This window comes from Amycolatopsis sp. NPDC051061 (genome assembly GCF_040682935.1).
In the GTDB taxonomy this organism is placed as follows: domain Bacteria; phylum Actinomycetota; class Actinomycetes; order Mycobacteriales; family Pseudonocardiaceae; genus Amycolatopsis.
This window is the reverse complement of the sequence record NZ_JBFBBZ010000005.1, coordinates 43460-68874: the sequence shown is the minus strand read 5'-3', so window position 1 is coordinate 68874 and position 25415 is coordinate 43460. Positions and strand designations below refer to the sequence as shown.

Genomic DNA, 25415 nt, shown 5'->3' with positions numbered 1-25415 from the left:
GCCTCCTCGCCTCCACGTCCTCTCCCTGCCTGGATGCACGGATCGGGGGGCGGAACCGTTCAGCCGATGCCGGTGGTCCGGAACCGGGCCCGGTAGTCGCTCGGCGTCACGCCGAGGCCGCGCGCGAAGGCGCGTCGCAAGGTCTCGACCGACCCGAAGCCCGACCGCCGCGCCACGACGTCCAGAGGCTCGGTCGTGCGCTCCAGCCGCTGCTGGGCGGACTCCAGCCGCACCTGCTCGACGAACCGCGCGGGTGTGCGGCCGAGCTCCTCGCGGAACAGACGCGTCAGGTGCCGTGCGCTGACCCCCGCCCGGGCGGCGAGGTCGTCGAGGGTGTGCGGCGCCGCCGGGTCGGCCGCGACGGAGTCCAGCACGGCCCGCAGCACCTCGGTGCGCGGGCGGCCCGTCTCCAGCCGGACGCTGAACTGCGACTGCCCGCCCGGCCGCTGCAGGAAGACGACCAGGTGCTTGGCCACCAGCCGGGCGACGTCGGCGCCGAGGTCCTCCTCGACCAGCGCGAGGGCGAGGTCGATGCCGGAGGTGACGCCCGCGGAGGTGATCACCGGGCCGTCCTTGACGAAGATGGCGTCCTCGTCGACCCGCACGAGCGGGAAGCGGCGGGCCAGCTGGCCGGTCAGGTCCCAGTGGGTGGTGGCGCGCCGGCCGTCGAGGACACCGGCGGCGGCCAGCGCGAACGCGCCCGCGCAGACCGACGCCGTCCGGCTCGCGCCGCCGGCCAGGCGCCGGATCTGCGCGACGAGCTCGGTGTCGGCGATCGTGCGGGCCCATTCGGGGCCGCCGGGCACCAGCACGGTCGCGCCGCGCGGGTCGGCCGCCGCGAGGTCGAGGTCGGCGCCCAGCCGCGTCCCGGTGTTGGCGCGGACGTCGGCGCCGCCGGGCGAGGCCGTCTTCAGCTCGTACCGGCCACCGTGCTCGTTGGCCTCGGCGAAGACCTCCAGGGGCCCCGAGACGTCCAGTAGCCGGACGCCGTCGTAGAGCACGACGAGAACGAGGCGGCTGCGCACGTCAGCTCTGGCCGGACCAGCCGCTCAGCCGCGTGAGCAGGCGCTCCAGCACCTCGGGATCCGCGGTCACCGGGTCGCCGGAGACCGGCTCGTCGACCAGGGTCCGGCGGTCCTGCCGGCGCGGCAGGCGCACCTGCTTCGCGTTCATCCCGCCCGGCAGCTCCAGCTCGCACCAGGTCGTGCGGGCCCCGCCGACACCGGGCGTGACCCCCACGCGCTCGCCGGGCCCGGCGACCTTCGGCTCCGGCAGCCCGGGCACGTCGTCGTCGACCTCGACCACCAGCACGTCGGCGCGCAGCCGCAGCCGCAGCGTCACGAAGGCGGGTGATCGCGGGTCACCGGCGTCGATCACGGTCTCGACCAGCCGTCTCGCGGTGGCGGTCGCCTGCTCCAGCATCGGCAGCAGGGACCAGTCGGTGAGAATCAGGCGGACGAACAGTTCCGTGACCGGCAACGCGCTCGGTTGCGCGACCAGCCGGATATCGTCCATCTGGGAGGTGTGCGCGCTCAAACCTGACCTTCCTCGCCCAGGTGCGGACCGTCCGGGTGCCCGCATCTTGCCACCCGGCCTCCGGCGGCACGGTACCGGCCGTGCTCGCGTTGCTACCGTCGGGGCTTGGGCGAAGTCGTCGAAGACGAGGTTCTGCGCGCCGAACGGTTGCCGGACGCGCAGCGGAAGGCCCCAAGGTGGCCTTGGGTGCGTTCAACGCACCCAAGGCGGCCTTCGGTGCGTTCAACGCACCGAAGGCCACATTGGGGCGCTCGGGACCGGTCAGACGTGGGCCGGGACCCACAGGGCGTCGATGGTCTTCTCCGCCGTCGCCAAGCTCGCGTCGGCCAGCGGGATGAGCTCCGCCATCGCCGGGTTCACGTGGGCGAGCGTCAGCTCCGCCGTGATGAACCGCGGCTCCAAGCCGGTCAGCGAGACGCCATGCGGGAGCCACTGCTCCGCGTGGTCCCAGCCTTCGCGGGGCGCTCCTTCGCCGTACCCACCGCCGCGCGAGGCCAGCACGATGAAGTCGCGGCCGCCGAGCAGGCCGGTCATCGTCGCGTGGTCGACCGAGAGCCCGGGTGCGATGAGGTGGTCCACCCACGCCTTGACGCTGCTCGGCGCGCCGTAGTTGTAGACCGGCAGCCCCAGCAGCACCGTGTCGGCCGCCTTGATCTCGCCGACGAGCTCCTGCGTCAGCGCCCACGACGCGGCCTGGGCCGGCGTGTGCTGCTCGGGCGGGACCGCGCGGGCCGTCCCGTTCTCGGCGTCGAGGTGCGGGAGCGGGTGCGCGCCCAGGTCGCGGTAGGTGACGGTGCCGTCCGGGTGTGCGGCCCGCCACGCGGCCGCGGCCCGCGCGCTGAGCCGGCGGCTCACCGAGCGCTCGCCCTGGATGCTCGAGTCGATGTGGAGGAGATGCGCCATGTCGTTAGCCGCCCATAGATCGTTGATGTAGGACAAACCATTAATAGCACATCGACTGTCGGCCTGCCCATATACTGGGCTCATGACCTCGCTGCCGGTCGTCAACCAGCCGCCCCACCGCTGCGGGGCGCTGCTCGGCCAGCTCACGCGCCGGCTGCAGCTGCGCAGCGAGTCGGTGCTGACCCCGCTGGGACTGCGGCCGCGCCACCTGATCGCGCTCACGGTCCTGCGCGACCAGGGCGGCAGCTCGCAGCAAGACCTGGCGAAGACCCTCGAGATGGACGGCACGAACGTCGTCGGCCTGCTCAACGACCTCGAAACCGAGAACCTGATCGAGCGGCGCCGCTCCCCCGTCGACCGCCGCCGGCACGTCGTCGAGCTCACCGACGTCGGCGCGAAGCTGCTCGCCCGGGCGGAGTTCGCGCTCGCCGCGGTCGAGGACGAGGTGTTCTGCGGGCTGAGCGACGACCAGCGCGAGCAGCTCTACACGCTGCTGCAGCAGGCGACGAACAAAACCGAGTTCGAAGCCTGCACGGAAGCCATCACCCCGCCGGTCTGCTGAAGGCTCAGCCGCCGGCGATGTCGCGCGCCAGCTGCCGCGCTTCGGGCAGCGTGAACTTCCCGGTGATCTGCGTTTCGCCGCCGGTGATGGCGGACTGCACCGCCGGCGCGGTCAGCACCCGGCTCTTCAGCACCATCGCGACCTGCTTGCCGATGTTCTGCCCGGTCCACTCCGCCCAGGTCTTCGCCCCGGCGGTGGTGAAACTGAGGGTGATGACCGAGCTCCCCGTCTGCGGATCGAGGGCGGCGTCCACGCGGCTCACCTCGGCGCCGCTGAGGAAGCCGGGGGCGAGGACGTACTTCGTGCCCTCGGCGCGGTCACAGCTGACCAGCGGCCGCGCCGGGTCGTCACGGCCGTCGAGGGGATCCGGCTTCCCCTTCGCGCAGTCGAACGCCTGCGCGGCGGCCTGCTGCGCGGCCGGATCGGTGCTCTGCCGTTCGGTCGCCGAGCCGGTTGCCGGCCCCGGCGGCAGCTCGGCCAGGACCGGCCGGAACCGCAGCTGGGTGCCGTCCTTGACGACGAAGCCCGTGGGCGCGGCATGACCCGCCACCTCGGCCTGGCACCCGGTGACGAGCACGGCCACGGCCGCGAAGAGGAAGATCCGCACGTCGCCCATTCTGGCGTGCGGACCTACCCGGCCGCCAGCACCGCTTCGAGCCCGGACGCCTGCGTGCGCCAGTCCGTCACGTTCGGCGTGGTGCCGGTCCAGCGCTGGCCGATCCGGTTCAGCGGATCACGGTCACCCGACCACAGCGCGTCGGCCTGCTTCTGCGCGAACGCGCGGTAGGTGGCCGAACCCGTCGCCGTGGCCAGGTCGCCGAAGTAGCGTATGAAGATGCCCTTGAACTGCTTCTGGTTGTCGTCGCAAGACCCCGTGTCGCAGGATTCGACGAGCACGCCACCCGACGTGAGCCGCGTCATCGCCGCGTCCGCCAGCCGCTTGGCCGCGTCCAAATAGGACTGGACGCCGGTCGCGCGCCACAGCTCCAGCAGACCGCCGATGCCGAGGCCCTGGTTGTACGTCCAGACGGTCTGGCCGTTGTTCTCGCACGACGCCGTCAACCCGTCGTTCACCAGGCCCGAAGAATTGAGCAGGCCGCTGTTGAGGAACCAGTCGCCCGCGACCCGCGCCCGCTGGCCCCACACCGTGTCGCCGGCGACGCGGTTGTGCAGGGACGCGATCAGCCGCAGGTACAACCCGGCCGTGACGGCGTTCTTGTACGTCCGCTCGCGGTTCCACCAGATCCCGCCGCCGCAGCTGCCGGTGTCCCAGAACCCGTGGACGTAGTTCGCGATCGTCGTCGCCTCGGTGAGGTAGCGCGGGTCGTGGGTGCGGTCGTAGACGGCGACCCAGGCCAGGCCCCACCACGCGCTGTCGTCGATGGCGCGGCTGACGAAGTCGCCCTCGATGGCGTCGGAACTCCGTGCCCCGGCGGGGAAAGCGGCGCGGTTGACGTCGAAGGTGCGGGCCAGCGCGGCGTCGGACCCGCCCGCGTCGGCCACCGCCGTCACCGCGACCGCCGAGTTCCACCAGCTCGACGGCCACCACGCGGTGTAGGGGTCGTAGGACCACAGCAGCGCGTCGAGCGCACCGGCCGCCCGGGTCGTCGCCGGCCGCGCCCACGCCGTGCAACTCCCTTGCGCGTGCGTGGTTTCACGGCCGCACGCCCGCACCGCGCCGCCGTAGAGCCGGCCACGGGGATCGCGCGTCGCGAACGCCGTGGTGTGGGTGCCGGTCGCCCCGGCGGCGACGCTGGTGCGGCCCAGCGAGGAGCCGTCCGGCCAGCTCGCGCCCGCGTCCCAGGAACGGTCGAGCCAGCTCTCGTCGCCCGCCCCGCCGGCTTCGATCCCGGCCCACGCCATGCCTCGGCCGTCGAAGTGGAGCCGGATCGTGCGGCCGAAGAGCGTCGTCGGCGCCACCGGCTGACTGTCCCCGGTGCCCGGCGCGGTGCGGTCGCACGCGGCATCGCAGACGTCCGGGTAGATCCACGCGGTGCACGCGACGCCCTGCGCGTCCCCACACGCCCGGACCAGCCCGCGGCGGTGGTGCTGCGGGTCGGTGAGGTTGTACATGAGCGTGCGGGTGCCGGTCCACGAACCGGGGACGCTCGCCTTGCCCAGCAGGCCTTCCCAGGTGGCACCGGCGTCCCAGGAGCGGTCGAGCCAGACGGCGTCGCCGGCGACGCCGTTGTCGATGCTCGCCCACGCCATACCGTCGGGGTCAGAGGCGTGCAGCCGCACCACGCGGCCGTTGATCACCTTGTCGGGCAAGGGAAAGCTCTCCCGCGCGGCCCGCGCCGGGTCGAGGGTGTCGCACGACGTGACGCACACCGCCGTGGCCGCCTCGGCGGGCCGGAGGGACATCGGGGTGAAGGAACCGAGGACGAGCAGCAGCACGAGCAATGTCCGCATAGACATCCCTCTCCACGCACCGGGGTTCGCTCCAGCATAGGAAGCCGGCGTCCGGTTCTGAAGGATTCCGCCCGGTTCTGGCTCGTTCCGGACAATGGTTGGCCGTGCGGGGAGCGGGTACGCGGGCCCATGGACCTCGGGAAGACGATCGACACCGTGCTGGACCGGACCATCGTCCTCGGCTACGGCAACGTCGGCCTGCAGGTGCGCCGCCGCCTGCCCGGCTGGCCGCCGACCCGCCGCCGATGCCCGGCAAGGTCGTGCTGGTGACCGGAGCGGGGTCCGGGATCGGCCTCGCGGCCGCGGCCGGGTTCGCCCGGCTGGGCGCGTCGGTGCGGGTTCTGGGCCGCACCGACGAACGTGCCGCCGAAGCCGCTTCGCTGACACGCGAACGTGTACCGGACGCCGACGTCCGTCCGGTCACCTGCGACCTCGGCCGCCCGACCGCGCTGCGCACCTTCGTCGAGGAGTTCTCAGAGCGCGAAGACCGTCTCGACGTCCTGGTGAACAACGCCGGCGTGATGCCCGACGAGCGCGAGCACACCGACGACGGCGTCGAGCTGACGTTCGCCACGCACGTGCTGGCCCCGTGGGTGCTGATCAACGGGCTCGCGCCGCTGCTGGAGCGGTCGGCGCCCGCGCGGGTGATCAACGTGACCTCCGGTGGGCAGTACGACCAGAAGATTCCCGACGGCGACCTCCAGTCGGAGGACACGAGCTACGGGCCCAAGAAGATCTACGCGCGGACCAAGCGCGAGCAGCTGGTGCTCACCGAGCAGTGGGCCGGGGTGCCGGCCTGAGCGCGGGGAAAATGAGTGGTGCGGCCCGGCCGGACGGAGTTGGCTGACCGCCGTGGCCGAAATCTACGGTAGCTGCGAGGACCGGTTCAGCAAGGTGCGCGACGTCCTGGCGGCGTCGCTGGACACCGAGGACGTGGGCGCCTCGGTCGCCGTGTTCGTGGACGGCGAGCCGGCGGTCGACCTGTGGGGTGGATACGTCGACACCGCGCGCACCGTCGCTTGGGAACGGGACACCATCACCACCGTCTGGTCCACCACCAAGACGATGACCGCGCTGTGCGCGCTGGTGCTGGCCGACCGCGGCGACCTCGACCTGGACGCGCCGGTCGGGGCGTACTGGCCGGAGTTCGCGGCCGCGGGCAAGGAAACCACGCGCGTCCGGCACCTGCTCGGGCACACCGCGGGCCTGCCGGACTTCGACGGCCCGGTCGCGGTCGAAGACCTCTTCGACTGGCCGGCGGTGACGGCGCGGCTGGCCGCGCAGACCCCGGCGTGGGAACCGGGTACCGCGGGTGGCTACCACTCGGTCACCTTCGGGTTCCTGGTCGGCGAAGTCGTCCGCCGCGTCACCGGGCGCAGCCTGGGCGCGTTCTTCGCCGAGGAGGTGGCCGGCCCGCTGGGCGCGGACTTCCACATCGGGCTGGCCGCGGAGCACGATCACCGGGTCGCCCCGCTGATCCCCGACCCCCAGGGCGACAAGCCGCCGGGGTTCCTGGTCGGCGTCTCGGACTCGTACTCCGAGGCCTGGCGGCGCGCGGAAGTGCCCGCCATCAACGGGTACGGCAACGCTCGCTCGGTCGCGGCGGTGCAGTCGGTACTGGCGTGCGAGGGAGTCTCCGGTGGCGTACGGCTGTTGTCGCCGGCCGGCGCCGCGCGGGTCTTCGACGAACAGTTCCACGGCGAGGACCGCGTCCTCGGCGCGACGATGCGGTACGGCCTCGGCTTCCGGCTGGAGGGCCACACGTGCTCGTGGGGCGGCTGGGGTGGATCCGTGGTCCTCGTCGACACGGACCACCGCATGGCCGTGTCCTACGTGATGAACCAGGTCCTCTGGGAGGACGGGTACAGCCGGGGCCTGGGCGTGGTGCTGGCCGCCTACGACGCGTTCACGGCCTAGATGAGTGATTCCGTGAAGATCACGTGAAGGAGGCTGCTGCGAAGGCGTGGGAGGAGGGTGTCCAAGATCAAACCGTGACGAAAGAACTAGACACCCTCCTGACCGCACTCTACGTGCTGATCGACGACCACGTAGTGCCGCCCCGCACCGGCAGAGGCCGCAGACCCGAGCTGACTGACAGTGAGCTGATCACGATGGCCGTCGCGCAGGTACTGCAGCGCTACGACAGTGAACGACGCTGGATCCGGCACATCCACACCGACGCCGGATGGCGCACCATGTTTCCCGTCATGCTGACCCAGTCCGGCTACCACAAGCGACTGAAGACCGCGCATCCTCTGCTGTGCAAGGCGATCCTCACCCTGGCTGCGGGCTGTCCGTCGTGGTTCGACGACCTGTGGATTACCGACGCCACCCCGGTTCCCTGCGGAATGTCACGGGAAACGGTGAAACGCTCCGACCTGGCCGGGCACGCCGACTACGGCTACTGCGCGTCACACTCCCGGTGGTACTGGGGCCTGAAGCTCTACCTCGTCTGCGCCGGCGACGGAATGCCGGTCATGTGGTGCCCGGCCACCCCGAAACTCGGCGAACGTGAGGTACTGGCCGCCCTGCTCGAGGGCAACCACCACCTCATCCGCAACGGCCAGGTCCTCTTGGCGGACAAGGGTTTCGCCGGCAAGGAATTCCAGCAGCTGACCGCGGCGATGGGGCTGGAGCTGCTGCGCCCGGACCGCAAGGACGAGACCTACCGCAACGGCAACCTCGGTGGCGTCCGCCAGCGGATCGAGTCGGTCAATCAGACCCTCACAGGCCAGCTCGACCTCGAAGCGCACGGCGGACGGACCCCGGCAGGGGTGTTCACCCGCGTCGCGCAACGCCTGCTGGCCATGGCCACCGCGATCTGGCATAACTGGACCATCGGCCTGACCAGCAAACGCTCACTTATCGCCTACGACCACTAACACCAACTTCACGGAATCACTCATCTAGTCCGGCGGGAACAGGCGGGGCAGGAAGCCGAGCATCAACGCCGACCACACGACGTGCGTCAGCACCGGCGCCTGTATCCCGCCCGACCGGCCGCGCTGCACGGCGAAGAGCGTGCCCATCACCGTCGAAGCCAACACCAGCGCCGGGTTTCGCGTCGCCGCCGTCGAAAGGACGTACAGCGCCGTCGATCCGCGAGGGCCGAAAGCGTCGTAAAGCGCGCCGCGGAAGAAGAACTCCTCCGCCGCGCCCGTGACGAGCGCCGTCGCCACCACCGACGAGGTCGAACCGCGGTGGGCGTGGGAGAGCACGCCGCTGATCGCGCGCCGCAGCGGCGGGATGCGGCGGGCCACCAGCGCGCAGCCGTAGAACGCGCCGAACGCGCCGGCGCCGGCCAGGACCGGCCGGGCGACGTCCCGGCGGCCCCGGGGCACCGGCCCGGCACCGGCGAACCAGGTCGCGGCGACCGACGCCGTCAGGACGTGGAACCGGCGCGAACCCGGCCGGCTGGCCAGGGACGCGCCGAGCAACCCGGACCCGGCGGCCGTCACCCCGGCGAGGAGCGCCTTCCTCACGCGGGCCGCCGGCTCTTCGCCCGCTCGCCCAGGGCCTGCAGCACGGCTTCGTCGTAGTCCATCGGCTCGAACTCGACGATCCGGCGGATCGCGTCGTCGCGGACGACGACCTCGTTCGTCATCGAGTCGATCAGGGCCCGCCCGGTCGTGACGTCGATGTCGGTGACCAGCGAAAGCCAGTACGACGAAAGCCTCGGCGAGAGCAGCGGCACCGGCACGATCACCAGCGGCCGTCCCTCGATCGCCGCGACCCGCTGCAGCATGTCCCGGTAGGCCAGCACCTCGGGCCCGCCGATGTCGAAGGTCCGGCCCGCCGCCTCCGGGTGGTCGAGCACGCCGGCCAGGTAGCGGACGACGTCGGCGATCGCGATCGGCTGGGTACGCGTGGCGACCCAGCGCGGGGTCACCATCGCCGGCAGGTGCTCCACCAGCTGGCGGGTCAGCTCCCACGACGTCCCGCCGTGCCCGATGACGATCCCGGCGCGCAGCACGGTCACCGGCACGCCGGTCTCCCCCAGCAGCCGCTCGACCTCACGCCGGCTGGCCAGGTGCTCCGAAAGCGCGTCGTCGTCGTCCCCGAGGCCGCCGAGATAGACGATCCGGCCCACGCCCGTGTCAGCCGCCGCCCGGGCGAACGCGCGGGCCGCGTCGGCGTCGCGGCGCTTGAAGTCCGCACTGTCGAGTGAATGCACCAGGTAGTAGGCGGCTTCGACGCCCTTGAGCGCGTCCCGCAGGGAGCCGACGTCGGCGACGTCGCCGCGGACGGCTTTCCCGGCTCCGCGGTACTTCGCGGGATGGCGGGTCATCGCGAGGACGTCGTGCCCCGCTTCGTCCAGCGCCGGGCACAGCCGGCCGCCGACGAATCCCGAAGCCCCGGCCACCAGCACACGCATACCGGCGACGTTAGCCGGGACGGCCCCGGGCCGCAGATCACCCGCGGCGGGTTCGCCCGGCGAAGCAGACCGCGGCGACGACCCCCGCGCAGCCGGCGAGCTGCACCAGGCTCGGCGTCTCCCCCAGCAGGCCGATGCCCAGGAGCACCGCGCCGACCGGCTGCAGCAGCATCAGCGTCGCCCCGGTGGTGGCCGACATCCGGGGCAGCGCGGCGGAGATGAGGATCCAGCCGATCAGCTGACCCACGACGGCGAGCGCGACCAGCCAGCCGAACGTTTCCGGGCTCGGGCTCAGGTCGAGCGTCCCGCTCGGGACACCGAGCACGACGGCGACGACGCCGGCGGAGAGCGTCGCGAGCACCAGGGACTGCGCCTGCGCGCCCGCGCCGCCGCTGAGCCGGATCAGGAAGAGGTACACGGCGTAGCCCGCACCGGCGAGCATCGCGAACACGGCACCGGTGATCGGGTCCGGGCCGAACGAGCCGCTGCCGGCGAACCCGCCGGCCAGCACGACCCCGCCGAGCAGCACGGGCACGGCGTAGAGGAACTGCTTCGCCGGCCGTTCCCGCAGGAAGGCGAACGCCAGCAGCGGCACGATGACTACCTGGACGGCGAGCAGCACCGTCGCGATGCCGGCGCCGATCCGCGGGATCGCCTCGCCCCACAGCACGAAGTCCAGGCCGAGCCCGGTGCCGGCCAGCAGCGGGAGGAGCACGCGGCGGCGGGGCGCCGGGCCGGCCTTCCGCCGTTCCCGCACGGCGAGCGCGAGCAGCACCGGCAGGGCGAGCAGGCAGCGCCAGAACGCGCTCGTGCTGCCGCTGGCGTGCGAGACCTTGATGAAGACCGATGACAGGGAGATGCAGAAGCTGCCGAGCGCGGCGAGCAGACGCGGGTCGAAGCGCTCGGTGAACGGCGTGGGGGTGGTCGCGGGCCGGGGCGCGGTCGTGGTCACGGCTCCAGCCTGCGGGTCACGACTGTCAAGGACAAGCGAATGTTCTGCGTGGAATTCGGTAGGATCTCTACCGTGTTCGGAATCGAACGGATGCGTGCGCTGCACGCTGTCGCCACGCAAGGCTCGGTCGCCGCGGCGGCCGCGTCCCTGCACGTCACGCCGTCGGGCGTGTCGCAGCAGCTGGCCAAGCTGGAACGGGAGGCGGGGCAGCGGCTGCTGGAGCCGCGCGGCCGGGGCGTCCGGCTGACCAAGGCGGGCCAGGTGCTGGCCGGGCACGCCGAGCGGATCCTCGCGCAGGTCGCCGAGGCGAAAGCGGACCTGGAGCTGCTGCGCGAGGACGTCATCGGGCCGCTGCGGGTCGGCGCCATCCCGACGACGGTCCACGCGCTGCTGCCGCCCGCGCTGGCCACGCTCGCCGCGCAGCACCCGCGGCTGGCCGTGACGCTGCACGAGGGCGAGGCGGAGCAGACGATGCCCCGCGTGCTGGCCGGCGACCTCGACGTCGCGGTGCTGGAGAGCTGGGAGGATCGGCCGACGGTGCTCCCGCCGGCGACGGCGCGGATCGCGTTGTTCTCCGACGTCGCCGACCTCGCGCTGCCCGCCGGCCACCGCCTCGCGCACCGCAAGACGGTCGATCTGTCCGAAGTGGACGATCTGCCGTGGATCGGCTGGAGCCAGGGGTCCGGCTGCTACGACTGGCTGGTGCAGGTGCTGCGCAAGCAACGGCTGGAGCCGCGGATCAGCTGCACGGTCGGCGGTTACCCGACGCAGCTGGCGCTGGTGGCGGGCAACGTCGGCGCGGCGCTGGTGCCACGCCTGGCCCGGGAGCCGCAGCCCGAGGGCGTCCGCATCCTGGCGACGCGCCCGGCGCTGACCCGGACGATCTACGCGATCTGCCGCACGGGCGAGGAGGACCGCGGTGCGGTGCGTGCGTGCCTGGACGCGCTCCGGGCCGCCTCGGCGCGGTTCGAGAGCGCGGGGCGACCCTGAGCCCGATCCGACTACCGGCTGAGCCGCTCGATCATCTCGGTCACCAGCTTTCCCGGCCGCCGGTGGTGCACGAGGAAGACGTCTCGCGCCGGCCGGGCGTCCGCGGCGTCGCGGACCTCGATCCGCGCCGGCCCCACCCGCGCGAGCACGCTCTCCGGCACGAACGCGATCCCCAGCCCGGCCTCGACCAGCGCCAGGATCACCTGGTAGTCGCGCGTTTCGTAAGCCACGGTAAGGGTGACCCCAGCGGCGTCGGCGAGCTCGTCGAGGCAGACGCGGTTGGGCACGCCGGGGCTGCCGGAAATCCAGTCCTCCCCCGCCAAGGCGCCCAGCGTGAGCCGGCGGGCACGGGCTTTCGGATGTCCCTCGGGCAGGATCAGCCGGAACCGTTCCGAGCGCAGCAGCGATCGCGTCAGCCCGCGCGGGTCGGGCAGCGGCGCGCCGGGATAGCGGTGGGTGATCAGCAGGTCGAGGTCGCGCGAGGTGACCAGCCCGTACCCGTCGGGCGGTTCGAGGTCGAGCAGCCGCAGCGCGACCGCGGGGTGGTCGCGCCGGAACCCGGCGAGCGCGGCGGGCACGAGCGTCATGCCGGCGCTGGCGAACGTGCCGACGGTGAGCTGCGCCGGTTCCTCGTCGAGCAGGGCCCGGACCGTCCGCTCGGCGGTGCGCAGCTCCCCGACGATGGTCTCCGCGTGGCTGAGCAGCGCCTCCCCGACTGGCGTGAGCGTGACACCGCGCGGGTTGCGGTGGAGCAGGGGCGCGCCGACGTCGCGTTCGAGCTTGGCGAGCTGCTGCGAGACGGCGGACGGCGTGAAGGCGAGTCTTTGAGCCGCCCCGGCGATCGACCCGGCGTGCGCGACCTCGGCGAGCAGGGCGAGGCGGTGGGCGTCGAGCATGGGAACCTCCAGCCGTAAGCGTTGCTAAGGTCAGCGTAGGAGACGGCGCTGGTGCTTACGGCGGTCCACGCGCATGCTGGTGCCCATGATCAGCACTTCGGATGTCGAGCAGGCCGCCGCGCGCATCGAGGGCCGGGTCCGCCGGACGCCGGTGTTCGCCGACGACGGCGTGTGGTTCAAGCTCGAGCACCTGCAGCACACCGGCTCGTTCAAGGCGCGCGGCGCGTTCAACCGGATCATCGCCGCGGGTGAGCTCTCGGCGGCCGGGGTGGTGGCCGCGTCGGGCGGCAACGCCGGGCTGGCCGTCGCCTACGCGGCCCGGGAGTTCGGCGTGGCCGCGCGGGTCTACGTCCCGGTGAACGCGCCGGCGGTCAAGGTGGCGAAGCTGCGGCAGCTGGGGGCGGCCGTCGAGCTGGTCGGCGACAAGTACGCGGACGCCTACGACGCGGCGGTGAAGGACGCGGCGGACCGGGGCGCGCTCTTCTGCCACGCGTACGACCAGCCGGAGATCTGCGCCGGCCAGGGCACGGTGGGCCTCGAGCTGCTGGCCGACATCGACGGGCTGGACACGATCCTGGTCGCGGTCGGCGGCGGCGGGCTGCTGGCGGGCATCGCGGCGGCGGTCGAAGGCCGGGCGCGGGTGGTCGGCGTCGAACCGCGCACGGCCCCGACGCTTCATGCGGCCCTGTCGGCGGGTTCGCCTGTCTCGGTCGAGGTGTCCGGCATCGCCGCGGACTCCCTGGGCGCTTCGCGGCTCGGCGACATCGCCTTCTCGGTCGCGACACGCACGGAGGTGGGCTCCGTGCTGGTGGAGGACACGGCGATCGTCGAAGCCCGAGCGGCGCTGTGGGACCGCTACCGCCTGGCGCTCGAGCCCGGCGGCGCGACGGCGTTCGCGGCGCTGCTCACCGGCGCCTACCGCCCGGAGCCGGGGGAACGCGTCGCGGTCCTGTTGTGCGGCGCGAACACCGACCCGGCGACGCTCACTTCCCCGACAACCGCTCCACCAGCGGTGCGAACTCTTCGATGAAGGCGCTGTTGACGCTGACGTAGGAGACGCCGAGTTCGTCGCGCCGCCGTTCGAGCTCGGCGGCCATGTCGTCGACGCTGCCGCGGATCATGGCCAGCGAGTCGTGTTCGATGAGCGTCTCGGCATCGACGCCGATGAACCCCCGAATCCACGGCGGCACCTGTTCACCGACGAGGAAGATGTTCAGCGCGAGCTCGACGTCCCGCTCGCCGGCCGCGGTGGTGATCTCCTCGACGTAGCCGGCCATCTCATCGCGAGTGGTCAGCACCCCACCGGCAAGGGTGACGATGTCGGCTTTCGCCCCGGCGAGCCGCCGCGCCTTGGGCCCACCGGCGGCGATCATGACGGGGGTGTGCGCGTCGCCGTCGAGCCGGCGCACGTGGTCGATGGTCTCGGAGATCGAGTCGAGCCGCTCCTGGCCGGAGCCGTAGGGCAGGCCGAGTTCTTCGGCCTGCTGCCGCATGCTGGGCAGCCCGGTCCCGAGCCCGAGCTCGAACCGGTTGCCGGTGACAACGGCGAGGCTGTGCGACTCCCAGGCCGCGGCCCGCGCGGTCCGCAGCGGGCTGGCCAGGACGAAGGAGCCGACTTTGAGCTCGGTGGTCACGGCAGCGGCAGCCGCGAGCGCGGCGGTCGGGGTGGGCAGGTTGAGGTTGTCGGGGCAGAGCAGGGTGGAGTAGCCGAGCTCCTCGGCGCGCCGGGCGGTCTGCAGCCATTTCGCGCCCCCTTCGGTCGCGCCGGCGACCACACCGAACCGGAACGCCTTCTTGGTCATCGGAGTACCCCCTGGTTGGATTGGTACTTCGATCAAACCACCGCGGAGCCCGGCAGTGCCACCGCGGCCGGCCGCGGACCGTGAGCCCGACCACGACAGCAGGTCGGATTCGCGAGCTTCGGTCGATTCGGACTCGCCGGGGCCGGCACGCGCGCAGTGGCGCCACGAGCTTGTCGGGCAGGCGGTGGAAGCGTTGAGGTTTGACAGCGCCATGGTGCGGTAGCCATGGCGGACTTGGGGCGTGGGTGTAGGCCCGTAGCCGGTGGCTGCGGGCCTTTCCCATGCGCGATTGTCTACGCCGCGAACGGCAACGGTTGGTGCAGGTTGTTGCGCCTGGGTTTTCGGCGCTTGTCGAGGAACACCGGTGGTAGAAATTCGGGGAGGCCGTCGGCGGCGATGCGGACCTGCCAGCCGGAGCGGTGCAACAGCCGGTGGTGATGCGCGCACATCAGCACCAGGTTGCCCAGCTCGGTGGGACCGCCATCAGCCCAATGCCGGATGTGGTGACCCTGACAGTGCCGGGGTGGACGATGACAGCCGGGGAAGGCACAGCCGCGGTCGCGCAGGTACAACGCGCGGCGGATTCCGGGCGGGACCAGGCGGCGTAGGCGTCCGAGACCGAGGGGTTCGCTCTTGCCGCCCAGCACCGTGGGGATGAGCATGCAGTCACACGCGTGGATCCGGGCTTCGGCCGCCGACATCGTGCCGGTGTCGCCGAGGATGGCCCGGCCAACACCCGTCTTCAGGTCCTCCAGCGAGACCGCGACCATCACGTGGGCTCGCTCGCCGGCCTGCATCGGCAAGTCCGGGGAGTTCAACGCCATGTCCACAGCGTCGGAGAAGGCATCGCCGTAGCGTTCCAGCGGGGAACGCAAGTCCGGACCCTCATCGCCGGTGCGGCGTTCGGCGAGGGAGTCCAGGAGGGCGCTGGCTCTCGCGCCGGTCTCGTCGTCGAACCTACCGTTCAGCTCCCACCCCCCGGTTCTCTTGCGCCGCAACGACAGCTCGCGGTTGGGAGTAGCAGGTTCGGCGGTCTCCGGCTCGGCGCCGTCGGGGTCCAGGTGAGCCAAGATCCGCGCACCCAACGCTGCCACCTGCTTGTGCCCGGCGTCCTCGGCGAACGTAAGCAGATGCTGCTCGGCCTCTTCGCGATGCTCGAGCGGGACCTGCGTCATCACCCCGACGATCGTGTCGATCATCGGCGTGCTCAACCGCCCATTCGAGGCAGCAGCGCCGGTAGCGGGAGCGACAGCGGGGATCGGAGTGCCGTCGAGGTTGTGGCCGGGCGTGAGGGCGCGGGCTCGTTTGACCACGGTCTCGGCGGCGGCTTTGGGGACATCGGCGAGATGCTCGAAAAGCCGTGCCACAGAACGATATCCGAAGAGTTCCATCACACCACGAGACTCAATTTCTATGAGCAGCGCACCGATCTCAGCCTCGGCAGACCGCACAACAGTGAGCAGTGCGGAGATGCGGTCGGCCAAGGCCACCGCATCCGCTCGAACTACCGCTTCGCTGTCCACACACCAAGATTACCGGCACACGAACGCATGTTCATCACACGATCAGGTGGAAGCAAGAGAGCGGCAGGGGCACCGCAGCGTGGGGAATCGGCGCTCTCGCACCGAGCGAGAAGCAACCACAAGAAGCGCCGATTTCCCACGCCCCGGCGAAGCCGTATCTTGAAAACTCAGCCCCGCTGATACTCCTCCCAAGTAACCTTGGCCACCGAAGGACCATCATCAGCCCCACGCCCGGCAAGCCCGTTCATACCCAGGTAATAGTCCCCGGTCTGATGCTGAGCACCCGAAGAAAGATCCGGATCCGAGATGGCCTCAGCATGGACGTGGTAAGCGAACCCCTGCGCCGGCGTCCGGTACCAAGCAGCGAAACCGACCTGCCGCAGCGCCTTGATGAAGTTCGTGCGGGTCGTCGACGACATGCCGGACACCGAGATGTCCATCGCGCCGCCGCCGTCGTGCGTTCCCGCCGACGCGTCGACGCCGCCGGGGTTGTACGAACCCTGCGTCAGGCTGACCGTGGTGCCGGTGAGCCTCTCGGCCTCCAGCAGCATCGCCTTGGTGCGGGTGTTGATCGTGACGCCGCGGTAGGAGACGCGGCTCCCGGCCGAAATCGGTGAGGTGACCGTGTACCGGCCTTCACCCAGCTTCTCCAGCGACGTCTTGCCCGGCAGGCCGGAAGCGTCGATCCCGGTGTACCCCAACGACTTCTGGTACTGCGAGTACGCCGTGATCGTCGTGGTACCGAAGTACCCGTCGACGTACGTCGCGGCCAGCAGCCCCTTGGCCTGCAGAGCCTGCTCGACGAGCAGCACGCTGTCGTGCGCGCCGGGCGTCTGGGTGTCGTCGGCTCGGCGCGGGTCGATCTGGGCCGCCTTCAGCACGGCCTCCATGTTCGCCGTGGGCAGCGCCGTCGTGGCCGCGGGCTCGGCCTGAGCCGGCGCGGCCACGGCGAACGCCGCTGCGGTGAGTGCCGTCAGCACGGCGGCCTTCGTGAACATCCCTGTCCTCCACTGGTCGGAATCCTTGCTCCACCAGCATCACCCGGCCCGATACAAGGACCGTACAAATCACCCGGCCCGGAAGCCGCGCAGACGCAGGCTGTTCGTGACGACGAAGACCGAGCTGACCGCCATCGCCGCCCCCGCGAGCATCGGGTTCAGCAGGTCCGCGGCGGCCAGCGGCAGCGCGGCGACGTTGTACGCGAAGCCCAGAACAGGTTGCCTTGATCGTGCGCAGCGTCCGGCGGGACAGCCGGATCGCGTCGGCCGCCGCACGCAGGTCGCCGCGCACGAGCGTGAGGTCGGCCGCTTCGATCGCGACGTCGGTGCCCGTGCCCATGGCCAGGCCCAGGTCGGCTTGGGCGAGCGCGGCCGCGTCGTTGACGCCGTCGCCGACCATCGCGACGACCTTGCCGTCCTCCTGAAGCCCGCGTACGACATCGGCCTTGTCCTTGGGCAGCACGCGGATTTCCTCTTCGACCGAGCGGGCGCAGTGGCCGCACGTCATGCCGGTAACGGTGTAGGTCGTATCTGCCATGCCCACGTATACCCTAGGGGGGTAAGGTAAGCGAGACCGGTCACGACATGTAATCCCGGTCACACCCGATCCGGTAGCCACTGGTCCAGGCGTGTTTCTTGTCGTCACGGAGAGTTCTCAGAGGGGCGCCCTGGACGTTGCCGTGCTCGTTTCGTAACCTGTTCGAGATCTCGCGGCCCCCGGTCGTCGATGAGACGGCGACGCGAGATCGCCGCCGATACCCCCTGCGGGGTACCGGACCCCATCGCGTGCTCTCCCTGTTGCGGTCGAGCACGCGCCGGACACGGGCGAGGCCCCCGACTCGCCCCGGTACCCCACGGCGGCCGATCAGCAAAGGAGACCCGCGCGAGAATGCGTTCGCATCCCGTCAAGCGCGTGGTGTCAGGTGCCCTCGCCGCAGCCTCGGTGATCACTGTCATCACCATGGCCCAGCCGACGGCCACCGCCGCCCCCATCCCCGTCCTCCAGGCCCCGCCCACCGGGTCCGACGCCCTGGCCAAGTACCGCGACCTCTCGGCCCAGGCCGAGAAGCTCAACGAAGACCTGCTCAAGGCGAAGGACGACCTGACCGCGAAGCAGGGAGAGCTCGACAAGGCCAACACCGACGTCACCGCCGCCAAGGACGCCGGTTCCCAGGCGACCGAGGCCAAGCAGAAGTACCAGACGCAGGTCGACAAGTTCGCCGGTGCGTCGTTCACCAGCGGCGTCCAGCTGAACAAGCTGTCGGCGCTGCTGGCCGGCACGTCGACGCAGGACTTCCTGGACCGCTCGGCGGCCCTCGAGGTCATCGCGACCGACAAGAACTCCGCGATGGACAACCTCAGCGGCGCGGCCGAGAAGGCCACCGCGGCGGAGAAGGCGGCGACGGACGCGGCGAAGCGGGCGACGGACGCCCGGGACGCGGCGGCGAAGCTGGCCTCGGACATCGAGGGCAAGAAGAAGAACCTCCAGGCGCAGATCGACCAGATCGAGGCCCAGAGCAAGACCCTCAGCACCGCCGACAAGACCGCCCAGAAGGACACCGGCGGCAAGGCCCCGGTGGTCAAGGCGGCCACCGCGTCCGCGCAGAAGGCGGTCGACGCGGCGCTGAGCAAGCTCGGCAGCGCGTACGTCTACGGTGCCACCGGACCGAGCACGTTCGACTGCTCCGGCCTGATGCAGTGGGCCTACAAGCAGGCCGGGATCACGCTGCCCCGGACGTCGTCGGCGCAGGCGGGCTTCGGCACGTCGGTGCCGCGCGACCAGCTGCAGCCGGGCGACCTGGTCGCGTACTACTCCCCCGTGTCCCACATCGGGATGTACATCGGCGACGGCAAGATGGTGCACGCGCCGACGAGCGGCGACGTCGTCAAGATCTCGCCGCTGCTGAAGGAGTACGCGGGAGCGACGCGGCCGACGGCCTGAGTTCGTCCGGGGATGCCCCGTTCCGGGAGGTGTAGAAATCCCGGGACGGGGCATCTTCCGTCCATGGTCGACGATTACGACGCCGCCACGGTCTCGGCGGTCGGCAAGGTCACCGAAGCGCTCGAGACGATCGAGCGGGCGCGTGGGCACCTCTATTCGTTCCACCAGCTGACGGGCAGCGCGGACCTGGCGCTGGGCGAGGCGGTGGACGCGCTGGAGAAGGCGGGCCACGAGGAGTGGGCGCGGCGGATCTCCGAGGAGCTGATCGGGCTCAACGTGGTACCCGATCGATGGACGTTCCAGCTCGTCGAGGAGTACGACGACGGCTACTACAAGGCGTGCCGTGACCTCGAGCGCTCGCTGCTGGAGTCCTTGACCGGCGGGCGCCGCCACCTGCACGAACAGCAGATGAAGGACGACCGCCGCACGCACGGCCGGGCGGGCCACGAGGCCGGCTCGCCGAGCACCCCACCGGCCGGCTCGTGACCGGCGATTGTCGGACCCTTGCGCTAGTGTGGGTTTCAAGCGAACAGGTGTTCGATTGGAGGGTGTCATGACCGATCAGGTGGAACCGAACCCGGAGAAGGACCCGAGCGACTGGACGACCGGCGATGAGCCGATGACCGGGCCGCAGAAGTCCTACCTGCAGACGCTGGCCCAGGAGGCTGGTGAAGAGGTGCCGGAGGGGCTGACGAAGGCGGAGGCGTCGGCGCGGATCGATGAGCTGCAGCAGGCCACCGGGCGGGGTAGCTGAGGGCGGCGCGTACCGGCTGGGGTCACCGATTGGGCTGCGTGAGCTGTGCCCGGCGCCACGGCTTGCTGCCGGTCTGCGTGGGTAATCCAAGACGAGATGCCCGACTCCCCCGAAGGAGGACATCCCGTGTACCTGACCGTGCTGCTCGTGACCGTCGCCGGGCTTCTCGTGCTCGGCGCGGTCGCCCTCCGCGAACTGCCGAAGCCCTATCCCCTCACCGCGAAGCGCACCGTCGTCGCGGCTTGGATGGTGGCCGCCGGTGGGGTCGGGTGGTGGGCCGCCGCCCCTGGGGCCGCACCGCTCGTCGTCATCGTTGCCGGGCTCGGTTTTCTCGCCGCCGCCCTGAATCGGGGGCCCGAACGGACTTCCTACCCGGCCGAAACTCCCTATCAGCCGCCCCGGTGAAGGAGCAGCCGATGTCAGAACCGAACGAGCAACCCGAGATCGCGCGGCCCGGCACCCCGGACCCCGGCCGGGCGGACGACAATCTTTACGGGCCCGGCGAAGGCGATCCGCCCGACAGCGCCGAAGAAACGCAGGGCTTAGGGCAAAAGGTGATCGGCGAACTCCGGGAGCGGCGCGAAAGCTGAGTCACGCCGCGGCAGGCAGCGCCGCACCGGTCACGCGGAGCAGGAACTCGGCGTTGGAACCGGTCTTGCGGAGCTGGTCGAGCAGCTGCTCGATCGCGTGCGGGCCCGGCAACGCGCGGCGAACCTCGCGCATCGCGGCCAGTTCGCCCGGGGTGACCAAGAGTTCTTCGCGCCGGGTGCCGGACGCGGCGACGTCGATCGCCGGGAAGATGCGGCGCTCGGCCGTCTTGCGGTCGAGTTTCAGCTCCGCGTTGCCCGTGCTCTTCAGCTCTTCGAAGAACACCGTGTCGGCCAGCGAACCGGTTTCCACCAGCGCCGACGCGACGATCGTGAGCGATCCGCCGCCTTCGAGGTTGCGGGCCGCGCCGAGGATGCGCTTCATCGGCTGCAACGCGGCCGCGTCGACGCCGCCGGACAGCGTGCGGCCCGACGGGCGGGCCGAAAGGTTGTACGCGCGGCCGAGGCGGGTCAGCGAGTCGAGCAGCAGCACGACGTCTTCGCCGCGCTCCACCAGGCGTTTCGCGCGCTCGACGGCGAGTTCCGCCACCGCGACGTGTTCGGCGGGCGGACGGTCGAAAGTGGACGCGATCACCTCCCCGCGCACGGTCCGGCGCAACTCGGTGACCTCCTCCGGCCGCTCGTCGGCGAGCAGCACCATCAGCCGGCATTCCGGGTGGTTGACCGAGATTCCGTGCCCGATGTCCCGCAACACCGTCGTCTTCCCGGCTTTGGGCGGGGAAACGACCAGCGCGCGCTGCCCCTTGCCCAGCGGGGTGACGAGGTCGATGACGCGCGGCAGCAGGTGCGCCGGCGTGGTTTCGAGCAGCAGTCGCTGGTCCGGGTGCACCGGGACCAGGTCGGCGAAGTGCGGGCGCGGCCGCGCCGGGTCGGCGCCGTTGACACTGGTGATTTCCTCGCCTGCGCCGGTGATTTCGTCGCCGGGACGCAGCTTGTGCTTGCGGACGACCGAAAGCGGGAGCGCGTCGTCGTCCGGAGCCGGCCGGTAGCCGGTGCGGACGAAGGGCGTTTTTCCTGACAGGTCAAGCATTCCGTGAAAAGACATGAGGGTTCTCCTGATGAAGGTCCGGCCCGCGCGGACGGCGGAGCCGGAATGAGGAAGGAGGCCGAGCGGCCTGATCCGGGGAGCTTCCTCCGGGCGGCCGAGGGGCCGACATCCGCGAGGAGCACGTCTACGTTAGCGCGACGTCACGGAAAGCACAACGGGTAAGACCCCATCGCGGTGGGTAGCTCTCCAGAGAAGCCCGAAGCACGGGGAACCGAGGCTGACGATGGGAGCGGATCGTGTATCGACATATCCCGGAACCTGACGTCGACATGGGCGAGAGCACCGACGCCGACCGACCCGGGACCACGTCCCCGGTGCGCACCGGTGCCGTGGTCACCTCGACCTTCGAAGAGCTGGCGCCGGCGCTGCCGAACGAGATGGCGGACCTGCGCCGCAAGCTGACCCGCTGGCTGGGCGAGCTCCCGCTCGACCCGGAGAGCACGCACGACATCACGCTGGCCACCTACGAGGCGCTGGCGAACGCGGCGGCCCACGCCTACCCGGACGGCCACGGCTGGGCTCGCCTCCAGGCGGCCCGCACTGGCGACGCGGTGACGGTCACGGTGACGGACACGGGCTGCGGCATCCCGGCCACGCGCCCGCGCCAGGCCGGCCGGCGCACCTCGGGCGGCCGCGGACTGGCGCTGATCGACAAGGTGACGGACCAGTCCGACGTCGAGACGAGTGGCGACGGGACGACGGTCCGCATGACCTGGCGCCCGGCGGCCCTGCGGGACGAGAACCCGTCCTGATTCGAGGCCACAGCAGACTTGCTCGAACCCTGGGGGCGCCGCCCGGCGAAGAGATGCCTACGCAGCAGGCGTTGCAGGCAGAGAGCCTTGCATGACAGCTTGCGCCGGGCGGGCGGCTGCGCAGCGGAAGTCACCTCGGCGCGACTGCCGAGGCTCACTCCCCGAAGTGCCCTACCTCACACCGCCGGAACAATCCCTCAGGCTGCTCCGGCCAGCCGAACCAGCCGGTTCCGCGGGTAGGAAACCAGCTCCCTCTCCTGATCCGTGGTGAAGATCTCGACGGAGTCTTCCAGCAACTCCGCCGAGGTCACCTGCAATTGCCACGCGGGCAGGCCCGGCGCCGGCTCGTGCCAGAACCACTGGCCCTTGGTCAGCTGGTCCGCCGGGACCGTCGCGTCGTCCGTGTTCATGTCATGAGGTTAGCCGTCACCACCGACAGTTTTCGCACTGCCTCTAGCCGTGCGCCGCGTTGATCGTGATCGTCAGCACCTGCGGGTCGCCCGCGAAGACCGCTCCACTGAAATCCGGGCCCGGGCTCACGTCGTCGTACGGGAACGCGTAGCCGCGGTTGTCCGGGAGTTTCGAATGGACGATGCGCGCGTAGTGGTTGGTCACGTCGCCGCTGTAGAAGCGTGCCGGGTCCTCCGCCGTGGGCTGGTTCGCGTTGTCCAGCAACGTCGTCCGGTTCAGGGCCGCCGCCAGGCGGGGGACGATCGCCTTGCGCACGTCGCTCGCTCCGGCAGCCAACGCGAACGGGCCGCTGTCGCAGCTCCACACGTCCGCCGTCGCCGGCTTGGCGAACGATTCGGACCCGAACACCAGCTGGTCGCCCGATACACGGCCCGTGAACGTTCCCAACCCGGGGTTCTGCGAGTCGACGACCAGGTCCGTGCCCGCGTACTTCTGCCACACCTGGTCGATGTAGCCGTCGAGGTACCCGCCGAACTGCGACGCGTGATGGTGCGGTGACAGCACGCGCAGGTTCCCGCCACCACCGGTCTGCACCAAGCCCGGCCACTCGCCGCCCAGCGCTGTCAGCGACGACGCGATCTGGTCGAGCGCACCGGCCGGCAGCCCGTCGACCGTCGACGTACCGGACCCGGACGTCAGCGAAAGACCCATCGGGATGCCCACGAAGTCGACGTAGCTGATGTTCGCGAACAGCTGCGTGTCGTTGAAGGTGAACTCGCTGAACGACCAGTTCTTGCCGAAGTTCGCGTCACCGGAGTTGAGGAAGCTCGGGTGCACCAGGTTCGGCCCCGGGTCGAGGAAGAAGTCCAGCTTCGCGTCCGTGACGACGTAGATGCGCGCGCCGCCCATCTTGGGCACCGAAACCTGTGCCCCCGAGGCGATCGGGATGGCGCAGTCCTCGGGCAGCGGGGTCGTCGGCGCCGACGGCGAGTCCGGGTAGTACGGCGTGCCGTCGGCGCGCAGCAGGACCAGGCGCCCGTCCGGCGTCGTGCCGGTGACGTACGCGTACACGGTTCCGGAGCCCGAGTTGTTCACCAGCTTGAGGCCGAACGTGTCCGGCGTCGCGGCGTAAGCGGACCGCGCGAGGGGCAGCGCGGTGGCCGTGGCGAGCGTCGCCGCCGTGAGGCTGAGGAACGAGCGACGGGAGATCATGGCGTCCTCCACGTTGAGGAGACGGATGGCAGAGTCCATAATGGACATCCGGGGACGGTTCGCAGGTATTCGTTGTGGACGTCAACAAACTATGACTCCGGTTTCGTTACCTGGCAACCCTTCGAAAGAAGGTCCAGACCACCGCCTCACCCGGCCCGCGCGCTGCCCCGGCCGGACGAATTCCAAACGGGACTCCTCCGGGACTGCCCCCGCGTACCGGGTGCCGGGGTACTTCCGGGCACATCCCTTGACTCGGGCGCGCGCGAAGAGTGACAGTGGATGGCCTCGCAGGTCGTGGACGACCCATTCCCCTCAGGAAGCGAGACCCCATGCGCACCGTCAAGCGGCTCACCGCCGTGCTCGCCACGCTGTCGTTCGTCCTGACCGCCGCCCCGGCGCACGCCGAAGCCGGGTGGACCACCGTGTTCCAGGACGACTTCGACGGCACCGCCGGCACCGGCCTCAGTGCCCAGGACTGGCTCTACGACACGGGAACCGGCTACCCCGGCGGCGCGGCGAACTGGGGCACCGGCGAGCTCGAGACGGCCACGAACTCGACGGACAACGTCTACCACGACGGCGCCGGCCACCTGGCGATCAAGCCGCTGCGCGACGCCGCCGGAAACTGGACGTCGGGCCGGATCGAAACGCAACGGACCGACTTCGCCGCTCCCGAAGGCGGCCAGCTGGAGATCAGCGCGACGCTCAAGCAGCCCTCCCCCGCGAGCGGCCTCGGCTACTGGCCGGCGTTCTGGGCGATGGGCGCCGACGCCCGCCCGGTCGGCGCGACCAACTGGCCGAGCATCGGCGAGCTGGACATCATGGAGGACGTCAACGCGCTGAGCAAGCACTCCACCACCTTCCACTGTGGACAGTGGCAGGGCGAGTGCCACGACCCGGACGGCATCACCAGCGATCTCCAGGAGTGCGCCGGCTGCCAGGACGGCTACCACACCTACTCCGTCGTCGTGGACCGCCGCGACGCCGCGGCCGAGGAGCTGCGCTTCTCCCTCGACGGCACCCAGACGTTCGCGGTGAAGCAGAACCAGGTGTCCGACGCGACCTGGAAGGCCGCCGTCGACCACGGGTTCTTCGTCATCTTCGACGTCGCGATCGGCGGCTCCTACCCGAACAAGGTGTGCGGCTGCACCTCTCCGGGTGTCGACATCACGCCCGGTGCCGAGATGAGCGTCGACTCGCTCTCGGTGAAGACCAGCGTGGGCTGACCCGTAGGCTGGGCGCCATGAAGCACGCCGTCATCGCGTCACCGATCGGACCGCTGACCCTGGTCGGCGACGGCGAGGCGCTGGCCGGGCTCTACTTCGACGGCCACCTCCGGACACCCCGCCTCACCGACCTCGGCCCCCGGGACGACGACGGCTTCGAGACGGCGAAGCGGCAGCTCGGCGAGTACTTCGCCGGCACGCGGCGCGAGTTCGACCTCGAGCTCGCGCCGCGCGGCTCGGCGTTCGAGAAGCAGGTCTGGGCGCTGCTGACGAAGATCCCGTACGGCGAGACGCGCACGTACGGGCAGCTGGCCGCCGAGCTGGGCGACCCCGGCGCCGCGCAGGCGGTCGGGAACGCCAACGGCTGGAACCCGATCAGCGTCATCGTGCCCTGCCACCGCGTGGTCGGCACCAGCGGCGGCCTGACCGGGTACGCCGGCGGCCTCACCCGCAAGCGGTTCCTCCTCGGCCTGGAGGAACCGCCCGCGGACGAGGTCGGCCGGCTGTTCTGAC

At 71.0% G+C, this 25415-nt stretch carries 30 protein-coding genes and 1 pseudogene; 15 read left to right on the top strand and 16 right to left on the bottom strand.

Annotated elements, in window-relative coordinates:
* Positions 1-59: 59 nt before the first annotated feature.
* From AB0N03_RS08460 to AB0N03_RS08450, 3 genes are all read right to left on the bottom strand, one after another.
* On the bottom strand, positions 60-1025 hold the full coding sequence (locus AB0N03_RS08460) for a DJ-1/PfpI family protein (protein WP_364367374.1): 966 nt from the start codon (positions 1023-1025) through the stop codon (positions 60-62).
* Position 1026: 1 nt separating this feature from the next.
* Positions 1027-1536: an ATP-binding protein gene (locus AB0N03_RS08455; RefSeq protein ID WP_364367371.1), complete on the bottom strand. Its 510-nt coding sequence runs from the start codon at positions 1534-1536 to the stop codon at positions 1027-1029.
* Between the two features lie 261 nt (positions 1537-1797).
* Positions 1798-2439 (bottom strand): NAD(P)H-dependent oxidoreductase, encoded by a 642-nt coding sequence (locus AB0N03_RS08450; protein ID WP_364367369.1) that lies wholly within the window; start codon positions 2437-2439, stop codon positions 1798-1800.
* A gap of 82 nt (positions 2440-2521) precedes the next feature.
* On the opposite strand from AB0N03_RS08450, the gene AB0N03_RS08445 reads away from it, so the two are divergent.
* The gene (locus tag AB0N03_RS08445; protein WP_364367366.1) at positions 2522-3001 is read left to right on the top strand and encodes a MarR family winged helix-turn-helix transcriptional regulator; all 480 of its coding nucleotides are present in this window, start codon (positions 2522-2524) and stop codon (positions 2999-3001) included.
* 4 nt (positions 3002-3005) lie between these two features.
* Here AB0N03_RS08445 and AB0N03_RS08440 read toward each other — a convergent pair whose 3' ends face one another.
* Entirely contained in the window at positions 3006-3617 is a 612-nt protein-coding gene (locus AB0N03_RS08440; protein WP_364367365.1) for a precorrin-3B C(17)-methyltransferase, read from the bottom strand.
* Between the two features lie 14 nt (positions 3618-3631).
* The gene (locus AB0N03_RS08435) at positions 3632-5413 is read right to left on the bottom strand and encodes a glycoside hydrolase family 76 protein (protein WP_364367362.1); all 1782 of its coding nucleotides are present in this window, start codon (positions 5411-5413) and stop codon (positions 3632-3634) included.
* Positions 5414-5542: 129 nt separating this feature from the next.
* Between AB0N03_RS08435 and AB0N03_RS08430 the strand changes: the two genes are divergently transcribed.
* From AB0N03_RS08430 to AB0N03_RS08415, 4 genes are all read left to right on the top strand, one after another.
* Positions 5543-5683: a hypothetical protein gene (locus tag AB0N03_RS08430; RefSeq protein WP_364367359.1), complete on the top strand. Its 141-nt coding sequence runs from the start codon at positions 5543-5545 to the stop codon at positions 5681-5683.
* Entirely contained in the window at positions 5659-6213 is a 555-nt protein-coding gene (locus tag AB0N03_RS08425; RefSeq protein WP_364367357.1) for an SDR family NAD(P)-dependent oxidoreductase, read from the top strand. Before AB0N03_RS08430 ends, AB0N03_RS08425 begins: the two co-directional genes overlap by 25 nt.
* 52 nt (positions 6214-6265) lie before the next feature.
* Positions 6266-7330 (top strand): serine hydrolase domain-containing protein, encoded by a 1065-nt coding sequence (locus AB0N03_RS08420; RefSeq protein ID WP_364367355.1) that lies wholly within the window; start codon positions 6266-6268, stop codon positions 7328-7330.
* Between the two features lie 74 nt (positions 7331-7404).
* Positions 7405-8295, top strand: coding sequence for an IS982 family transposase (locus tag AB0N03_RS08415; RefSeq protein ID WP_364367352.1), 891 nt, complete (start codon positions 7405-7407; stop codon positions 8293-8295).
* A 24-nt stretch (positions 8296-8319) separates the two neighbouring features.
* Here AB0N03_RS08415 and AB0N03_RS08410 read toward each other — a convergent pair whose 3' ends face one another.
* From AB0N03_RS08410 to AB0N03_RS08400, 3 genes are read right to left on the bottom strand one after another with little or no spacing between them, the layout of a single operon-like run.
* Positions 8320-8895 carry a CPBP family intramembrane glutamic endopeptidase gene (locus tag AB0N03_RS08410; RefSeq protein ID WP_364367350.1) on the bottom strand — a complete coding sequence of 192 codons (576 nt, stop codon included), beginning with the start codon at positions 8893-8895 and terminating at the stop codon, positions 8320-8322.
* Complete coding sequence (locus AB0N03_RS08405; RefSeq protein ID WP_364367347.1) at positions 8892-9788, bottom strand: NAD(P)H-binding protein; 897 nt, start codon at positions 9786-9788, stop codon at positions 8892-8894. Before AB0N03_RS08405 ends, AB0N03_RS08410 begins: the two co-directional genes overlap by 4 nt.
* A gap of 37 nt (positions 9789-9825) precedes the next feature.
* The gene (locus tag AB0N03_RS08400) at positions 9826-10740 is read right to left on the bottom strand and encodes a DMT family transporter (protein WP_364367344.1); all 915 of its coding nucleotides are present in this window, start codon (positions 10738-10740) and stop codon (positions 9826-9828) included.
* Positions 10741-10812: 72 nt separating this feature from the next.
* Between AB0N03_RS08400 and AB0N03_RS08395 the strand changes: the two genes are divergently transcribed.
* A complete protein-coding gene (locus tag AB0N03_RS08395) occupies positions 10813-11730 on the top strand; it encodes a LysR family transcriptional regulator (protein ID WP_364367341.1) in 918 nt (305 codons plus the stop codon).
* Between the two features lie 11 nt (positions 11731-11741).
* On the opposite strand, the gene AB0N03_RS08390 is transcribed toward AB0N03_RS08395, so the two are convergent.
* Positions 11742-12626 carry a LysR family transcriptional regulator gene (locus AB0N03_RS08390; protein WP_364367338.1) on the bottom strand — a complete coding sequence of 295 codons (885 nt, stop codon included), beginning with the start codon at positions 12624-12626 and terminating at the stop codon, positions 11742-11744.
* 85 nt (positions 12627-12711) lie between these two features.
* Between AB0N03_RS08390 and AB0N03_RS08385 the strand changes: the two genes are divergently transcribed.
* The gene (locus AB0N03_RS08385) at positions 12712-13656 is read left to right on the top strand and encodes a threonine/serine dehydratase (RefSeq protein WP_364367335.1); all 945 of its coding nucleotides are present in this window, start codon (positions 12712-12714) and stop codon (positions 13654-13656) included.
* On the opposite strand, the gene AB0N03_RS08380 is transcribed toward AB0N03_RS08385, so the two are convergent.
* From AB0N03_RS08380 to AB0N03_RS08365, 4 genes and pseudogenes are all read right to left on the bottom strand, one after another.
* Positions 13610-14428 carry an LLM class flavin-dependent oxidoreductase gene (locus AB0N03_RS08380; RefSeq protein ID WP_364367332.1) on the bottom strand — a complete coding sequence of 273 codons (819 nt, stop codon included), beginning with the start codon at positions 14426-14428 and terminating at the stop codon, positions 13610-13612. The genes AB0N03_RS08385 and AB0N03_RS08380 overlap by 47 nt on opposite strands.
* A gap of 293 nt (positions 14429-14721) precedes the next feature.
* Positions 14722-15951, bottom strand: a complete 1230-nt coding sequence (locus AB0N03_RS08375) for a DUF222 domain-containing protein (RefSeq protein ID WP_364367330.1) — start codon at positions 15949-15951, stop codon at positions 14722-14724.
* A gap of 167 nt (positions 15952-16118) precedes the next feature.
* A complete protein-coding gene (locus AB0N03_RS08370; RefSeq protein WP_364367327.1) occupies positions 16119-16949 on the bottom strand; it encodes a peptidoglycan-binding protein in 831 nt (276 codons plus the stop codon).
* Between the two features lie 69 nt (positions 16950-17018).
* Positions 17019-17412: pseudogene (locus AB0N03_RS08365) on the bottom strand (HAD-IC family P-type ATPase); the annotation flags it as partial.
* A 426-nt stretch (positions 17413-17838) separates the two neighbouring features.
* On the opposite strand from AB0N03_RS08365, the gene AB0N03_RS08360 reads away from it, so the two are divergent.
* The 5 genes from AB0N03_RS08360 to AB0N03_RS08340 all read left to right on the top strand — a co-directional run bounded on the left by AB0N03_RS08360 (position 17839) and on the right by AB0N03_RS08340 (position 20235).
* Entirely contained in the window at positions 17839-18891 is a 1053-nt protein-coding gene (locus tag AB0N03_RS08360) for an NlpC/P60 family protein (protein ID WP_364367324.1), read from the top strand.
* Between the two features lie 63 nt (positions 18892-18954).
* Positions 18955-19377 carry a hypothetical protein gene (locus AB0N03_RS08355; RefSeq protein WP_364367321.1) on the top strand — a complete coding sequence of 141 codons (423 nt, stop codon included), beginning with the start codon at positions 18955-18957 and terminating at the stop codon, positions 19375-19377.
* Between the two features lie 67 nt (positions 19378-19444).
* The gene (locus tag AB0N03_RS08350) at positions 19445-19645 is read left to right on the top strand and encodes a DUF3072 domain-containing protein (protein ID WP_364367318.1); all 201 of its coding nucleotides are present in this window, start codon (positions 19445-19447) and stop codon (positions 19643-19645) included.
* 126 nt (positions 19646-19771) lie between these two features.
* Positions 19772-20050 (top strand): hypothetical protein, encoded by a 279-nt coding sequence (locus AB0N03_RS08345; RefSeq protein WP_364367315.1) that lies wholly within the window; start codon positions 19772-19774, stop codon positions 20048-20050.
* 11 nt (positions 20051-20061) lie between these two features.
* Positions 20062-20235 (top strand): hypothetical protein, encoded by a 174-nt coding sequence (locus tag AB0N03_RS08340; RefSeq protein WP_364367313.1) that lies wholly within the window; start codon positions 20062-20064, stop codon positions 20233-20235.
* Position 20236: 1 nt separating this feature from the next.
* Here AB0N03_RS08340 and rho read toward each other — a convergent pair whose 3' ends face one another.
* Positions 20237-21298, bottom strand: a complete 1062-nt coding sequence (rho, locus tag AB0N03_RS08335; protein WP_364367310.1) for a transcription termination factor Rho — start codon at positions 21296-21298, stop codon at positions 20237-20239.
* A gap of 272 nt (positions 21299-21570) precedes the next feature.
* Between rho and AB0N03_RS08330 the strand changes: the two genes are divergently transcribed.
* Positions 21571-22053 carry an ATP-binding protein gene (locus tag AB0N03_RS08330; RefSeq protein WP_364367307.1) on the top strand — a complete coding sequence of 161 codons (483 nt, stop codon included), beginning with the start codon at positions 21571-21573 and terminating at the stop codon, positions 22051-22053.
* 197 nt (positions 22054-22250) lie between these two features.
* On the opposite strand, the gene AB0N03_RS08325 is transcribed toward AB0N03_RS08330, so the two are convergent.
* Together AB0N03_RS08325 and AB0N03_RS08320 are read right to left on the bottom strand one after the other, a co-directional pair.
* Positions 22251-22463, bottom strand: a complete 213-nt coding sequence (locus AB0N03_RS08325; RefSeq protein ID WP_360681344.1) for a hypothetical protein — start codon at positions 22461-22463, stop codon at positions 22251-22253.
* Positions 22464-22506: 43 nt separating this feature from the next.
* Positions 22507-23676, bottom strand: coding sequence for a glycoside hydrolase family 64 protein (locus AB0N03_RS08320; protein WP_364367304.1), 1170 nt, complete (start codon positions 23674-23676; stop codon positions 22507-22509).
* A 329-nt stretch (positions 23677-24005) separates the two neighbouring features.
* Between AB0N03_RS08320 and AB0N03_RS08315 the strand changes: the two genes are divergently transcribed.
* The gene (locus AB0N03_RS08315) at positions 24006-24902 is read left to right on the top strand and encodes a glycoside hydrolase family 16 protein (protein ID WP_364367302.1); all 897 of its coding nucleotides are present in this window, start codon (positions 24006-24008) and stop codon (positions 24900-24902) included.
* Positions 24903-24919: 17 nt separating this feature from the next.
* A complete protein-coding gene (locus AB0N03_RS08310; RefSeq protein ID WP_364367300.1) occupies positions 24920-25414 on the top strand; it encodes a methylated-DNA--[protein]-cysteine S-methyltransferase in 495 nt (164 codons plus the stop codon).
* The last annotated feature ends 1 nt before the right edge of the window (position 25415 follow it).

What these genes read in the sequence shown, in the direction of transcription:
- AB0N03_RS08445 (WP_364367366.1), top strand. Translation starts at nt 2,522, where the DNA reads ATGACCTCGCTGCCGGTCGTCAACCAGCCGCCCCACCGCTGCGGGGCG.
- AB0N03_RS08310 (WP_364367300.1), top strand. Translation starts at nt 24,920, where the DNA reads ATGAAGCACGCCGTCATCGCGTCACCGATCGGACCGCTGACCCTGGTC.
- AB0N03_RS08435 (WP_364367362.1), bottom strand. Translation starts at nt 5,413, where the DNA reads ATGCGGACATTGCTCGTGCTGCTGCTCGTCCTCGGTTCCTTCACCCCG.
- AB0N03_RS08380 (WP_364367332.1), bottom strand. Translation starts at nt 14,428, where the DNA reads ATGACCAAGAAGGCGTTCCGGTTCGGTGTGGTCGCCGGCGCGACCGAA.
- AB0N03_RS08355 (WP_364367321.1), top strand. Translation starts at nt 18,955, where the DNA reads ATGGTCGACGATTACGACGCCGCCACGGTCTCGGCGGTCGGCAAGGTC.
- rho (WP_364367310.1), bottom strand. Translation starts at nt 21,298, where the DNA reads ATGTCTTTTCACGGAATGCTTGACCTGTCAGGAAAAACGCCCTTCGTC.
- AB0N03_RS08430 (WP_364367359.1), top strand. Translation starts at nt 5,543, where the DNA reads ATGGACCTCGGGAAGACGATCGACACCGTGCTGGACCGGACCATCGTC.
- AB0N03_RS08390 (WP_364367338.1), bottom strand. Translation starts at nt 12,626, where the DNA reads ATGCTCGACGCCCACCGCCTCGCCCTGCTCGCCGAGGTCGCGCACGCC.
- AB0N03_RS08405 (WP_364367347.1), bottom strand. Translation starts at nt 9,788, where the DNA reads ATGCGTGTGCTGGTGGCCGGGGCTTCGGGATTCGTCGGCGGCCGGCTG.
- AB0N03_RS08425 (WP_364367357.1), top strand. Translation starts at nt 5,659, where the DNA reads ATGCCCGGCAAGGTCGTGCTGGTGACCGGAGCGGGGTCCGGGATCGGC.
- AB0N03_RS08350 (WP_364367318.1), top strand. Translation starts at nt 19,445, where the DNA reads ATGACCGATCAGGTGGAACCGAACCCGGAGAAGGACCCGAGCGACTGG.
- AB0N03_RS08325 (WP_360681344.1), bottom strand. Translation starts at nt 22,463, where the DNA reads ATGAACACGGACGACGCGACGGTCCCGGCGGACCAGCTGACCAAGGGC.
- AB0N03_RS08330 (WP_364367307.1), top strand. Translation starts at nt 21,571, where the DNA reads ATGGGCGAGAGCACCGACGCCGACCGACCCGGGACCACGTCCCCGGTG.
- AB0N03_RS08320 (WP_364367304.1), bottom strand. Translation starts at nt 23,676, where the DNA reads ATGATCTCCCGTCGCTCGTTCCTCAGCCTCACGGCGGCGACGCTCGCC.
- AB0N03_RS08370 (WP_364367327.1), bottom strand. Translation starts at nt 16,949, where the DNA reads ATGTTCACGAAGGCCGCCGTGCTGACGGCACTCACCGCAGCGGCGTTC.
- AB0N03_RS08450 (WP_364367369.1), bottom strand. Translation starts at nt 2,439, where the DNA reads ATGGCGCATCTCCTCCACATCGACTCGAGCATCCAGGGCGAGCGCTCG.
- AB0N03_RS08360 (WP_364367324.1), top strand. Translation starts at nt 17,839, where the DNA reads ATGCGTTCGCATCCCGTCAAGCGCGTGGTGTCAGGTGCCCTCGCCGCA.
- AB0N03_RS08315 (WP_364367302.1), top strand. Translation starts at nt 24,006, where the DNA reads ATGCGCACCGTCAAGCGGCTCACCGCCGTGCTCGCCACGCTGTCGTTC.
- AB0N03_RS08385 (WP_364367335.1), top strand. Translation starts at nt 12,712, where the DNA reads ATGATCAGCACTTCGGATGTCGAGCAGGCCGCCGCGCGCATCGAGGGC.
- AB0N03_RS08440 (WP_364367365.1), bottom strand. Translation starts at nt 3,617, where the DNA reads ATGGGCGACGTGCGGATCTTCCTCTTCGCGGCCGTGGCCGTGCTCGTC.
- AB0N03_RS08340 (WP_364367313.1), top strand. Translation starts at nt 20,062, where the DNA reads ATGTCAGAACCGAACGAGCAACCCGAGATCGCGCGGCCCGGCACCCCG.